Source organism: Labrys miyagiensis, assembly GCF_030160835.1.
In the GTDB taxonomy this organism is placed as follows: domain Bacteria; phylum Pseudomonadota; class Alphaproteobacteria; order Rhizobiales; family Labraceae; genus Labrys; species Labrys miyagiensis.
Window position 1 is genome coordinate 194,051 of sequence record NZ_BSPC01000023.1, and the last position, 12,279, is coordinate 206,329.

Consider the following 12,279-nt stretch of genomic DNA (forward strand, 5'->3'; position numbering starts at 1 on the left):
CGTCGTGGGTGCCTCGAATTCGCAGATGCGAGCACCATACCCGCAGATCTCTGGTTCGCTCGCCGATGGGGACTTCGCGGCCGGGCATTGAACCGGCCGCAATTACTCGCAGAGGGAATATTTCTTCAGATAATCGGCAAGCGGTCCGCTTTTCTCAGCCGCGCAGGCCGGCGCCACGATCGTCCGTGCCTCCTCCCTCTTGCCGTCCTGCCGTACTATGGCGGCCAGGATGGTGCGGATCCTGTTTTCGAGATCCGGCGGGACACTGGCGTCCTGGAGAAGATCGCGCTCGCCGAGTGCCGCTCTGAGATCGGCTTCAGCGCCGGCGAGGTCGTTGCGCTCGAGCAGGTTCTGGGCATGGACGGAGAGCAGGCGCGGATCACGCGGATGATCCTTGAGCAGCCTGGTCACGTCGGCATCCTGCTCGACCGACGCCGAGGTCAGGTCCGGCGCCAGCAATCGCTGCCGCTGATACTGTTCCTGAATGGGAACCAAGGCGCTTGCCGCTGTCGCGAAGAACAGGACAGCGATGAGTGCCCCCAGATTGGCCCATCGCGGGCGCGGCAACCGCGCCGGCCAAAGGCCCAAGAGAATGAAGCCCATGGTGACGCCGCCGATCGCACCACCAAAATGGGCACCGTAATCGACCTTGCCGCCACTCATGGCGAGGTTGAGGAAAGGCAGCAGGGCCGGCACCAGGCCATAGAGGGCCTGCGTAACCAGCCGCACCCGCATGAAGCCGGCGGGAATGCGCAAGGAAACCGTGAGCGCCGCTGCAAAGAGGCCGACGATCCCGCCTGAGGCGCCAATGCCGATGATGTTGGCGGGATTGACGGCGAGCGACATCAGCGAACCACAGATCGCGCTGACGGCAAAGGTCGCAGCTGTCCAGCGCCAGCCGATCAAGGGTTCGAGCAGGCGTCCGATCAGGAAGAGTGCGAAGCAGTTGAAGCCGATATGGGTCAGGTCGGCATGTAGCAGCGGCGCTGTGAAGATGCGCCACCATTGGCCGGCCTCCGTCACCAGCGGATAGCTGAGACCGCCCAGGGTCTGCAAGGTGATCAGGGTCGGCCCCGCCATGTTTCCGGCCTTGCCGATGCCGAACGCCTGCTCGCAGACAAAAATGGCCACCAGCAAGGCCATCAGCACGAAGGTGAAGATCGGACGGCCGACGGCCACCGCCATCTCCGGACCCGACAGGTCGGCAGCCGAAAGCCGCGGCGCCTTCATCAGCCTCTCGATTTGCCCCGCCAGGCTGAAGCGGCGGCCGAAGGGCGGCAGCGGCCAGGCCCTCTGCGCCTGCGTATCCACGCCGACCGCCGCGGTCCGATAGCCCTTGCCGCGGCCTTTATAGGCGGCGAGGCGCGACTTGGCGGCTCTGTCGATCTCCTCCGGGCCGATTTCCAGGATGGCGATCCGCAGCATGATCGGCGTGCGCTGGGCCGCGACCGTCTCCCTCGCAACGCGGGCGAGATCCTCCGGCGGCATGGTGAAGGTCTTGCCGGGCTCGCTCTCGCCGTTGACGATGACGATAGTGGAGATGACGTTGCCGGTGTTCTTGGTCAGCACGTAGTCGCTATGCTGCAGGAGGCCCTGCGCCGCCTGGACCACGCCGAGCTTGTAGCCCTTGCGGGTGATCAGATAGCGCACGTAATAGCGCGCAAAGGGTTCGCGCGTCGTTGCAGACTCGTTCATCGGCTCGCCATTCAACCACCGCCTTCCCCCGCCGCATGCTTGCATGAGTGGCCACCTGCTTGGCAAGGCCCTCTGGGACCGCCGGCTTTCCAGCCGGCTCCTGGAACCGCAACGCTTGCAGGAAAGGAAGAAGCCGGCTGGAAAGCCGGCCGTCCCGGGGAAGCCCCATGCCCCCGACGCACGGCAGCCTCCCGTATTCAGGCTCGCAATTGCCCGGCTTTTGCTGTAAGGGCAGCACAACTCGTGATTTCTCAAGAATTTCTCGCCCGAGCCCTGCCCGCAGCGGCTCGCTTTGGCGTTTCGTTCGCCCCTCTGACAGGCTTTCCCGTGACCCTTCCTTCCCTGAACCCGGCGCTGCGCCAGGCCTTGGCCGAACGCAGCTATGATGAATTGACGCCGGTTCAATCCGCTGTCCTGGCCGACAATGCCGGCGGCCGCGACCTTCTCGTCTCCGCCCAGACTGGCTCTGGCAAGACGGTGGCCTATGGTCTTGCCATCGCCGACGATCTCCTCGGCGAAGCACAGCGCTTCGAGAAGGCCGGCGCACCGCTCTCCCTTATTATCGCTCCAACGCGTGAACTCGCCATCCAGGTCGAGCGCGAACTCGCCTGGCTCTACAAGCCGGCGGGCGGGCGCATCGTCTCCTGCGTCGGCGGCATGGATCCGCGCCGCGAGCGTCGCCTGCTGGCCGACGGCGCCCATATCGTGGTCGGCACGCCCGGCCGCTTGCGCGATCATATCGAACGCCACGGCCTCGATCTCGGCTCCCTGCGCGCCGTGGTGCTCGACGAGGCCGACGAGATGCTCGACCTCGGCTTCCGTGAGGATCTCGAATTCATCCTGAAGGCGATGCCGGAGGAGAGGCGCACCCTGCTTTTCTCGGCCACCATGCCCAAGGGCATCGTCGCCATCGCCCGCGACTACCAGAAGGATGCGCTGCGTATCGAGGTGAAGGCGGCCGAACGCGGCCATGCCGATATCGAATATCGTGCCATTCGCATCCTGCCCAAGGAGACCGAGCACGCCGTCGTCAATCTGCTGCGCCAGGTGGCTCCCCCCACGGCGATCGTGTTCTGCAACACCCGCGAATCCGTGCGCCATCTGCACGCCACTTTGCGCGAACGCGGCTTTTCGGCCGTGCTGCTTTCGGGCGAGCTCGGCCAGAACGAGCGCAATCATGCCCTGCAGGCCCTGCGCGACGGCCATGCCCAGGTCTGCATTGCCACCGATGTGGCCGCGCGTGGCATCGACCTGCCCAATCTCGCCCTCGTCATCCATGCCGATCTGCCGCATGACGCCGAGAAGATGCAGCACCGCTCCGGCCGCACGGGACGTGCCGGCCGCAAGGGCATCAGCGCCCTGCTGGTGCCGATCTCGCGCCGCCGCAAGGCCGAGATCATGCTGAGCCAGGCCGGCGTCAAGGTGCAGTGGATGGGGCCGCCGACGGCAGACGAGATCCGCGGCCTCGACCGAGAGCGCATGCTGCATGACCCGCTCTTGACGGAGGCGCCGGGCGAGGAAGACCTCGCCATCGCCAAGCTCCTCCTGGAGAACCGCAGCGCCGAGGATATCGCCGCGGCGCTCGCCCGCGTCTACCGCTCGCGCCTGCCGGAGCCGGAGGAAGTCAGCGACCCGGGTGAACGCCCCGAGCGCCGGGATCGCAAGCCCTCGCGTTTCGAACGCGACGACCGCTTCGGCCGCGATGAGCGCCCTGCCCGCTTTGAGCGGGATGACAGGCCGCGCCGCTTTGAGCGCGACGACAGGCCGGAACGCTCCGAGCGCCCGCGCCGCTTCGAGCGCGAGGAGGCTCCGTCCAATCCGGATGCCGTCTTGTTCCGTCTCTCGATCGGCCGGCGCAACAATGCCGATCCGAAATGGCTGCTGCCGATGCTGTGTCGCCGCGGTGGCGTGAAGCGCCGCGACATTGGCAACATCAAGATCCTCGACAATGAGACGGTGGTGGAGATCACCAGGGAAGCCGCCGACCACTTCGCCGCCAATGTCCGCAAGCCGGATGAAGAAAACATCCGTATACAGCCCTATCGCGACCGCGGCGGGGATGAGATGAAGCGCGAGCCCAAACCACATGGGGAGCCCAAACCACACCGGAAGGGTAAGCCACGCAAGCCCGATCAGGCCTGACGAGCCTGGCGGCGGTCGGCACGGCTCCAGAGACTGGGCCGATCAGTTTGCAGGCGAGAGCTGATCGAGGCTGATACAGGCAATGCGCGCGTCCTTGCCCGCCGCCAGCAATTTGTCGCGGCTGAGTTCGGCGACCACCAGGGGCTGGCCGCCGATGGATTCGGCATGGGCAGCGCCTGCCTTGGTGAGACTGTCGGCAAGGGCCTGCGCATGATTGTCGGTGGTGGCGCGATCGGCACCCTGCTCAACCTTGACGGTGATCAGCACGCGGACGGTTTCGGCCGTCATGCCCTTCGCCAGGATCTCAGCGTTCTGCTCCGCCGTATCGTTGCACATGGCCCCTCCCATTGCGGCGCCAGACAGGCCGAATGCAGCAGCCATCATCACCAGTCCTGCGGCAAGTCTGTAAGACATGCGGCCACCATCCTCGCATTTTGTGGCAAACAGAGGGCTGGAAGAAGCTGCCGGAGTCCGATGGCGATGGGTCGCCGCCAAGAGCTCCGGCCTGTGCTCAATTGGCGGCCCCCGCCGAGATCTGGCGGGTGCGCCCATTGTTGTCCAGCATCTGCCATCCGGGGCAGGATTGGCCCTGGCAGACACCGCCCGTCGAGCGCCAGATGCGGCCGTCGCGATGAAGCTGGAACAGCTGGTTGTCACCGGCGCTGATGCCAACGGTGCTGGGATTGTTGTCCAGCATCTGCCAGCCGGGACAGGACTGGCCCTGGCAGACACCGCCCGTCGACCGCCAGATCCGCCCGTCGCGATGAAGCTGGAACAGTTGGTTGCCGCCGGCAACGATGGCGATGGTATTGGGGTTGTTGTCGAGCATCTGCCAGCCGGGACAGGATTCTCCCTGGCAGACGCCGCCCGTCGACCGCCAGATCCGGCCGTCACGATGCAACTGATAGAGCTGGTCACCCGCGGCGGTGATCGCAACGGTGTTGGGATTATTGTCCAGCATCTGCCAGCCCGGGCAGACATTGCCCTGGCAGGCTAGGCCCGTCGAGCGCCAGATCCGGCCGTCGCGATGCAGCTGATACAATTGCCCGCCTCCCGCGGCAATGGCGATGGTGCGGGGATTGTTGTCGAGCATCTGCCAACCCGGGCAGGACTGGCCCTGGCAGGCTGCACCCGTCGAGCGCCAGATGCGACCGTCGACATGCAGCTGATAGACTTGGCCATTGGCCGTGGCGATGGCCTGTGTGCGCGTATTGTTGTCAAGCATCTCCCAGCCGGGGCAGCTTTCGCCCTGGCAAGGCCCGAAAGTGGCGCGCCAGATCCGGCCGTTGTTATGCAGCTGATAGGCATAGCCACGATCGAAGCGCAGTTGCGTGGTGGCCGGATTGTTGTCGAGCATCTGCCAGCCGGGGCAGTTCTGGCCCGCGCACGGACTGCCGGTGGCCTGCCAGAGGCGGCCATCGACATGCCGCTGCGTCACCGCCGTGCCGTGCAACTGATAGAGCGCGCCGCCGGCGGTCACGATGGCACGCGTCAGCGGGTTGTTGTCGAGCCGGCGCCAGCCGGGGCAAGAATCCCCCGTGCAGGGAACGCCCGTATATTCCCATACGGCGCCATTGCGGTGGAGCTGATAGAGCTTGCCGGCCGAAGCGGCGATCATGTTCGCCATGGGATTGTTGTCGAGCAGTTGCCAACCCAGGCAGGACTCACCCTGGCAGGCCACTCCGGTCCAGCGCCAGATACGCCCGTCGCGATGCAGCTGATAGAGCTGGTCGCCCCCTGCGACGATGGCGAGCGCCATCGGATTGTTGTCGAGCAGCGACCAGCCAGGACAGCTGTTGCCATTGCAGGGCGTGCCGGTATAGCGCCAGATACGTCCGTCGCGATGAAGTTGGTAGAGCTTGCCGCCGCCGGCGGCGATGGCCGTCGCCATCGGGTTGTTGTCGAGACGCGCCCAGCCAGGACAGCTATTGCCGTTGCAGGCCGTGCCGGTATAGCGCCAAATCGCACCGTCGCGGTGAAGCTGATAGAGCTGGCCGGCATCGGCCACGATCGCGATGCCCATCGGGTTGTTGTCCAGCCGACGCCACCCCGGGCAAACATCGCCGTTGCAGGGTGTGCCTGTATATTCCCAGATGCCGCCGTCGCGCTGGAGCTGGTAGAGCTTGCCGGCGCTCGCCACGATGGCAATGCCCATCGGATTGTTGTCCAGCCGCACCCAGCCAGGGCAGCTGTCGCCATTGCAGGGCGTGCCGGTGTGCTGCCAGATCCAGCCATTGCTGTGCATCTGGTAGAGGGCGTCACCTGCGACGATCGACACGGTGCGCGGATTGTTGTCGAGCCGCTGCCAGCCTGGGCAGGACTCACCGGTGCAGGGCACATTCGTGTAGCGCCAGATCGCCCCCGACCAGACCGGTGTGGTGACCGCGCGGACGGCGGCCTCCAGATCGATGCGCGGACGCGCGAGATTGTTGCGGCTGTCGGTGATCGATACGCCGGTGCTTTCCAGCGCCTGCTCGATCTGGTCGACGGTCAGGTCGTTGCGCACCGAGCGCAGGGCGGCAAAGGCGCCGGCGACGTGCGGCGTGGCCATGGATGTGCCGCTCTTGCTGCCGAAGCCACCCGACAGCACCGAGGACGTGATATTCGTACCTGGCGCCAGCAGGTCGACCACCGCTGCGCTGTCGGAAGTCGCGGAAACGACATCCGACTTGGTGGTGTTGCCCACCGTGATGGCCGTGGAGATGCAGCCCGGCGCGCCCACGCCGGTGCTTGAACCGCCATTGCCGGAGGCGATGACGGTGGCGATTCCGGCGGCTCTGAGCTGGTCGATCGACGCCTTGCGCGTATCGGTATCGCAGGTGGCGTTGTTGCCGCCGCCCAGGCTCATATTGACGGATGCGATGGTGAAATTGTTGCGCCAGTCGAACACCTGCTGCAAGGCGCGGATCTGGTCCGAGGTGAAGGACAGGATGCAGGGCGAGGGACGGCTGACATTGGCGCAGGATTGCGGACCGCCAGGCGTGTCGTCGAAGCGGGAGAAGACCTGGATGGCGATCAGATTGGCCTGTGGCGCCACGCCGCGACGATTGGCGTCCTGACCGGCAGCGATGCCGGCCACATGTGTGCCATGATCGCAGCCACTAACCCCGCAAGGCGCCGCGGAACCGGCCGCCGTCGATGTGGTCGCGCCGCCGGGACAGACACTGGTCGCGCCCTGCGCCGGAACGTTGGAGGAGAAGCAGGCTTGCGCCACCACGCGGCCACCGAAGAAGGGATGGTTCGCTTCGACGCCGGTGTCGAGAATGGCGATGGTCTGGCCGGCGCCGCTGGCACCGAGGGTGAGTGCCTGCGTGGCGTGGATGAGCGGAATGCTGTCCTGAAGCGTTGGCGGCACAGGGATGTCTTCCACCACATCGGAGACGAGCCCGGCATCGACCATCTTCTGGAGCTGGTCGGCGGTCACCTCCAGGACACTCAACGGCAGATCCCCGATGGGGGCGCTCTCTGCCACGCCCAGATCGCTCAGTCGTTGCCTGAAGTCGGTGTTTGCCGCCGCAAGGCTCGCGTCCGTGCCCGGTCCCAACGGCATGCCGGACGGCCTGGCCACCCTCGCAATTATGCGTATCGTACCCGACCGGCCGGCTTTGGCCGTCAGCGAGCGCAATTGTGGCGCCGCCGCATCCAGCGGAGCATTGAGGGTACGAAGTTCACTCGCGATGGAAAAGTTATCGCGATCTGCTGCTTTTGACACAGCCATGGAAAGCATAGCGATGCCTGTCCCGGCAATTGCCAGGCGAAGAAGATTGCCAATACGCATAGTCGGTCCCCCTGAGTCCTATACGATTGATCTGATGGCGATGTATGGGAGCGAGCACTGCTGGAAATGGACGGCAACACCCACAATCAGCAGTTGCAATTATTGAACTTCAAGAGTGACACTTGCGTGATTCATTGAAAATCACGGAGGCGACAGGCGGGTACCATATACGGTCTCACTAACCGCGAGGCGCAGGGCGCGACACTCTTTCCCTCTCCCGGGCCGGGAGCGCGGAACGCGACGCTCAGCGAAACTTCCCCCTTGCTTTTCCCCGCCATCCCCCCTATTTGCCCGATCCCTATTCCATCCACGCCAACAGGCACCGGACCCATGCGGAAGTCGTCGTCGATATCGTCGATCAGCCCGAGGAACATCGATTCCTCGGCCGCATTCGCTTTGCCCTAGGCCGGACCGAAATCACCTGAGATCGAGCCAGCCCGGACGCAAAAGCGGTTCCGGGCATCTTTTTGGCTCTCGTGGTGCCCGAGCCGTGCAACCTCCTACGAGGGCCGGAGAAGGCACCACAGGTGTAGTTATGGCTAAGGAAAAGTTCACCCGCACGAAGCCCCATTGCAATGTGGGCACCATCGGCCACGTCGACCATGGCAAGACGACGCTGACCGCGGCGCTCACCAAGGTCTCGGCAGACCGAGGATGGGGAGCTTTCGTGCCATATCGGGATGTGGCCCGCGCCTCCGCCGCCCAGGGCACGCGCGATGCCACCAAGATCCTCACCATCGCTTCGGGCCATGTGGAGTTCTCGACTGAGAACCGCCACTACGCCCACGTCGACTGCCCCGGCCATGCCGATTATGTGAAGAACATGATCACCGGCGCGGCGCAGATGGATGGTGCGATCCTGGTGGTCTCCGCGCTCGACGGCCCGATGCCGCAGACGCGCGAGCATATCTTGCTGGCCCGCCAGATCGGCGTGCCCCGCATCGTGGTGTTCGTGAACAAGTGCGACGCGGTGGAGGATCCGGAGCTGATCGAGCTCGTCGAGCTCGAGACGCGCGATCTCCTCACCAAGCATCACTTCGAGGGCGACAAGGTGCCCTTTATCCGTGGCTCCGCCATGCAGGCGCTCAACGGCGTCAAGGGCGAACTGGCGGATGAGGCGATCCTCCGTCTCTTCGAGGCGCTGGACAGCACGATCGAGCTGCCCGACCGCTCCGAGGGCGAGGCCTTCATGATGCCGATCGAGGGTGCGCGCACCATCTCCGGCCGCGGCACCGTGGTCACGGGCCTCATCGCCCGCGGCGCGGTGAAGCTGGGCGAGGAAGTCGAGCTGATCGGCTTCGGCGCCGGGCGCAAGACCGTCGTCACCTCTATCGAGACCTTCCAGAAGATCCTGGACCAGGGCCTCGCCGGAGAGAATGTCGGCTGCCTGCTGCGTGGCGTCGATCTCGCCGAGGTGCGGCGGGGCCAGGTGCTGGCCAAGCCCGGCACGGTGAAGCCGCATCGCCGCTTCGAGGCGGAAGTGCATGTCCTCTCGAAGGACGAGGGCGGACGCCACACGCCCTTCCTCGGCAATTACCGTCCGCAGTTCTACTTCCGGACGGCAAGCGTCACCGGCCGCATCGGCCTGCCGGAGGGGGTGGAGATGGTGATGCCGGGCGACAGCCTGACGCTGACGGCCGAGCTGAACGACGCCATCGCCATCGAGCGGGATACCCGCTTCGCCATCCGCGAGGGCAACAAGACCGTGGGCTCCGGCATCATCACGAAGGTGCTGGACTGACGATGAGCGGCTGGGAGCGCGGACGTCTCGTCCGCTCTTGAACCGGAAACGTATGCGGAAAGGGCGCGGCCATTTGAGGTTCGCGCCCTTTTTTCTGGTTTCCTCGTTTCAAGAGCGGACTGGAAGTCCGCGCTCCCAGCATTATCCCAGCCGCATGAACACCAGCCCCAGCAGGATCAGCACCGCCGAGATCCCCCGCACCGGCGTGAACGGCTCTTTGAGGAACACCACCGCGATCAGGCCGCCGAACAGCACGCTGGTTTCGCGCGTGGCGGCGACCAGCGCGATGGGCGCCACCGTCATCGCCCAGATCACGATCCAGTAGGCGGCAAGCGACATGGCGCCGCCGGCAAAGCCCGGGAGCAGGAACTTGAAGGCGGGCCGGATGCCCTCGAGACCCTTGCGCCACAGGCAGATCGCCAGCATCGGATAGGCGTCGACCGCGAAAAGCGCGGCGGCGTAGGAATTCGGGCTGCCGGCGGTCCTTGCGCCAATGCCGTCCACGACGGTGTAGAGCGAGATGGTGCCAGCCGTAAGCAGTGCGTAGATCACCGCCGCCCGGCTCGGCACCACACTGCCGCGCTGCCCCTTCAGCGAGATCAGCAGCACGCCGAGGCCGAGCAGCGCGATGCCGACGACATTGCCGGGGCTCATCGGGTCATGGATGAAGGCCAGCGAGATCACGGCCGTGACGAGCGGCGCGGCGCCGCGCGCGATCGGGTAGACCTGGCTCATATCGGCCCGCCGATAGGCCTCGGCGAGAAAAAGATAATAGAACAGGTGCAGGACGGTCGAGGCGGCCACCCAGATCCAGGCTTCCCGGTTCGGCAGGCCCGTGATCGGCAGGGCCGCCAGCGCGATGATGCCGCAGGAGACGCAGATCAGCGTCATCGCCAGGAAGGGATCGAGCCTGATCTTGACGAGCGCGTTCCAGCCGGCGTGCAAGGCGGCCGCACTGAGGACAGCGAGAAAGACCGGCAGTTGCAGTTCCATCGGGTGGCCACTTCGGATACGGCGCCCGACTGGTTGGCCTGAGGCCATGGCATAGGGGGCGGACAGGAGAGAGCTTGCAAAGTGCAGACCGGAATCCGGCAGCACTTTCAGTGCCCTCCATGTCACCATGACAGTTTTATGTCAAAGATTCGCAGGAGCTTCCTCGCGAAAGACCGTTGGCAGGCCCGAATGCACGGCGACGAGAGCGCAGCTATTTCACCCTCACCATGGCAAGCGCGGCCCCTGCCCCCATCAACAGGCCGCCCGACAGGCGGTTGCGCAGACGGCCGCGCGAGGCCAGTACGCCGCGGGCGCGGCCGGCGAGGAAGGCCCAGCCGCTGTCGACCAGCACGGCCATCGCCAGGAAGCTCAAGGACAGAATGGCGATCTGCAGGCTGACATGCCCTTCCATGCTGACGAACTGCGGGAAGAAGGCGCCGTAGAACAGCAGAGTCTTGGGGTTGGTGAGCGAGACCAGCAGCGCCCGCATGAAGATGCGGCGCGGCGATTTCGGCTCCGGCCGGCTCTTCGAAAGATCGGCGGCGGGCGCGCGCCACTGCGCGATGCCGAGCCAGACGAGATAGGCGACGCCGATCCAGCGCAGCACCTCGAACCAGGTGCCGAGCGCGCCGAGTAGTTCGGACATGCCGAGAGCCGTCAGGGCCAGCTGCAGCACCATGGCAGAGCTGGTGCCGGCCACGGTGAGCAGGCCGTAACGCGGCCCGTGGGCGATGCTGTTGGCGACGATCAGGGCGACATTCGGCCCTGGAATCAGCATGAGCACGAGGACGGCGCCGAGGAAGGCGGCATAGAGACTGAGGTCGATCATGGGACTCTCCTGTGTGGGGAAGCGGCGGGGAGTCCGGACATGAAAAACCCCGCCGAGATGCGGGCGGGGTTGGGTGCGGAATGGCAGGAGGCGCTGCGTTCAGCAGGACCCGGAAAGCCAGACGCGCGCGAAGACCGCCGCCGAGGGAAGGCAGCGTTGTTGCGGTATCGCGTGGGCCGGGTTTCTCACCATACGGAAGCTATACACGAAAAGGATCGAACAGGCCAGCGGGCAAGTCTGGTGGCCGGTCCTGAGGCCCGGCTCCGACATGCGCTGGCCTCCGGACAGCCGGGTCCGAAGGTCCCCCCAATCCTATCCCGTCGGCAGCCCCCACCTCACCCCTCAGGCGGCACGCTTGCACAGTGCCTTGGGCGGCGTTTCGAGATTGGGATAAGGCTCGGGCTTGCCCTCGGCGCGAGCCTGGGCGTTGATACGGGCTCTCGCCTCAAGGCAGGATTGCGAGCCATCGCATTGCCCGCTGCGGTGACCAGGTGGCACAGGTGGCAGCTTACGGAGCATGGCATCCGGGATATTCTCGCCATAGTGCAAGAAGCGTGGCTGACCGTTCGCATCCTTGGGGTAATAGCTCAGCAAGTCTGGACTGAGGGGCGTGGTGCCCCCTCCCCTCAGCAGGTCCTGACGCCGCTCAAAGAGTTCATAGCCCGGCATCGGCACCGTGCCATCGCAATGACATTTCATCTCTTCCTCAATAAGGCGCTTGCTCGACGGGCCGACCGCTCCCGAAATGGCGCGTGTCGAGGCGTCCGCCTCGATCGAGGGCGCCGTGGCCACTGTCTCCATGCCAAAGGCATAGAGATCGCCCATGATGAGCTCGATACAGCTCATGCGCTTACGCCCGGAAGCCACTGCGGCGACATCGGCGATGCTGAAGCGATTGGGATCGGCCTGTTCCGCAGCCGTGAGGGGCCGGATGCTCGCATAGGCAACAGGCGCGCGGTCCTGGCCGCATGCAAGCAAACTCAAGGCGAGCGAGGCGTAGGCTCCGAAGAAAAGAAATGTACCAGGCCGCATGGACAACGATCTCTAGATGTGAGCTTTCAGGAGGTTGTCCATTCGGAAGCGACCGGGAAGATTGAGGTT

At 65.3% G+C, this 12,279-nt stretch carries 8 protein-coding genes; 2 read left to right on the forward strand and 6 right to left on the reverse strand.

Translation table 11 applies throughout. The features are described 5' to 3' along the window. Positions 1 to 102: 102 nt before the first annotated feature. The gene (locus QQL24_RS13210; protein ID WP_284312592.1) at positions 103 to 1,695 is read right to left on the reverse strand and encodes a rhomboid family intramembrane serine protease; all 1,593 of its coding nucleotides are present in this window, start codon (positions 1,693 to 1,695) and stop codon (positions 103 to 105) included. A gap of 327 nt (positions 1,696 to 2,022) precedes the next feature. Between QQL24_RS13210 and QQL24_RS13215 the strand changes: the two genes are divergently transcribed. Then, a complete protein-coding gene (locus QQL24_RS13215) occupies positions 2,023 to 3,837 on the forward strand; it encodes a DEAD/DEAH box helicase (protein ID WP_284312593.1) in 1,815 nt (604 codons plus the stop codon). 42 nt (positions 3,838 to 3,879) lie between these two features. Here QQL24_RS13215 and QQL24_RS13220 read toward each other — a convergent pair whose 3' ends face one another. Then, complete coding sequence (locus QQL24_RS13220; RefSeq protein WP_284312595.1) at positions 3,880 to 4,251, reverse strand: hypothetical protein; 372 nt, start codon at positions 4,249 to 4,251, stop codon at positions 3,880 to 3,882. A gap of 97 nt (positions 4,252 to 4,348) precedes the next feature. Continuing rightward, positions 4,349 to 7,387, reverse strand: a complete 3,039-nt coding sequence (locus QQL24_RS13225; RefSeq protein WP_284312597.1) for a S8 family peptidase — start codon at positions 7,385 to 7,387, stop codon at positions 4,349 to 4,351. Between the two features lie 763 nt (positions 7,388 to 8,150). Between QQL24_RS13225 and tuf the strand changes: the two genes are divergently transcribed. Beyond that, positions 8,151 to 9,356 (forward strand): elongation factor Tu, encoded by a 1,206-nt coding sequence (gene tuf, locus QQL24_RS13230; RefSeq protein WP_284312598.1) that lies wholly within the window; start codon positions 8,151 to 8,153, stop codon positions 9,354 to 9,356. A gap of 141 nt (positions 9,357 to 9,497) precedes the next feature. Here tuf and QQL24_RS13235 read toward each other — a convergent pair whose 3' ends face one another. The 3 genes from QQL24_RS13235 to QQL24_RS13245 all read right to left on the reverse strand — a co-directional run bounded on the left by QQL24_RS13235 (position 9,498) and on the right by QQL24_RS13245 (position 12,210). Further along, complete coding sequence (locus tag QQL24_RS13235) at positions 9,498 to 10,349, reverse strand: EamA family transporter (RefSeq protein ID WP_284312599.1); 852 nt, start codon at positions 10,347 to 10,349, stop codon at positions 9,498 to 9,500. A gap of 211 nt (positions 10,350 to 10,560) precedes the next feature. Then, complete coding sequence (locus QQL24_RS13240; protein ID WP_284312600.1) at positions 10,561 to 11,178, reverse strand: LysE family translocator; 618 nt, start codon at positions 11,176 to 11,178, stop codon at positions 10,561 to 10,563. Between the two features lie 342 nt (positions 11,179 to 11,520). Continuing rightward, positions 11,521 to 12,210, reverse strand: a complete 690-nt coding sequence (locus tag QQL24_RS13245) for a hypothetical protein (RefSeq protein WP_284312601.1) — start codon at positions 12,208 to 12,210, stop codon at positions 11,521 to 11,523. Positions 12,211 to 12,279: the final 69 nt, after the last annotated feature.

Excerpts from the sequence above, each read along its gene's own strand:
- QQL24_RS13225 (WP_284312597.1), bottom strand. The coding sequence starts at position 7,387 with ATGCCGTTGGGACCGGGCACGGACGCGAGCCTTGCGGCGGCAAACACC.
- QQL24_RS13235 (WP_284312599.1), bottom strand. The coding sequence starts at position 10,349 with ATGGAACTGCAACTGCCGGTCTTTCTCGCTGTCCTCAGTGCGGCCGCC.
- QQL24_RS13220 (WP_284312595.1), bottom strand. The coding sequence starts at position 4,251 with ATGTCTTACAGACTTGCCGCAGGACTGGTGATGATGGCTGCTGCATTC.
- QQL24_RS13245 (WP_284312601.1), bottom strand. The coding sequence starts at position 12,210 with ATGCGGCCTGGTACATTTCTTTTCTTCGGAGCCTACGCCTCGCTCGCC.
- QQL24_RS13240 (WP_284312600.1), bottom strand. The coding sequence starts at position 11,178 with ATGATCGACCTCAGTCTCTATGCCGCCTTCCTCGGCGCCGTCCTCGTG.
- QQL24_RS13210 (WP_284312592.1), bottom strand. The coding sequence starts at position 1,695 with ATGAACGAGTCTGCAACGACGCGCGAACCCTTTGCGCGCTATTACGTG.
- tuf (WP_284312598.1), top strand. The coding sequence starts at position 8,151 with ATGGCTAAGGAAAAGTTCACCCGCACGAAGCCCCATTGCAATGTGGGC.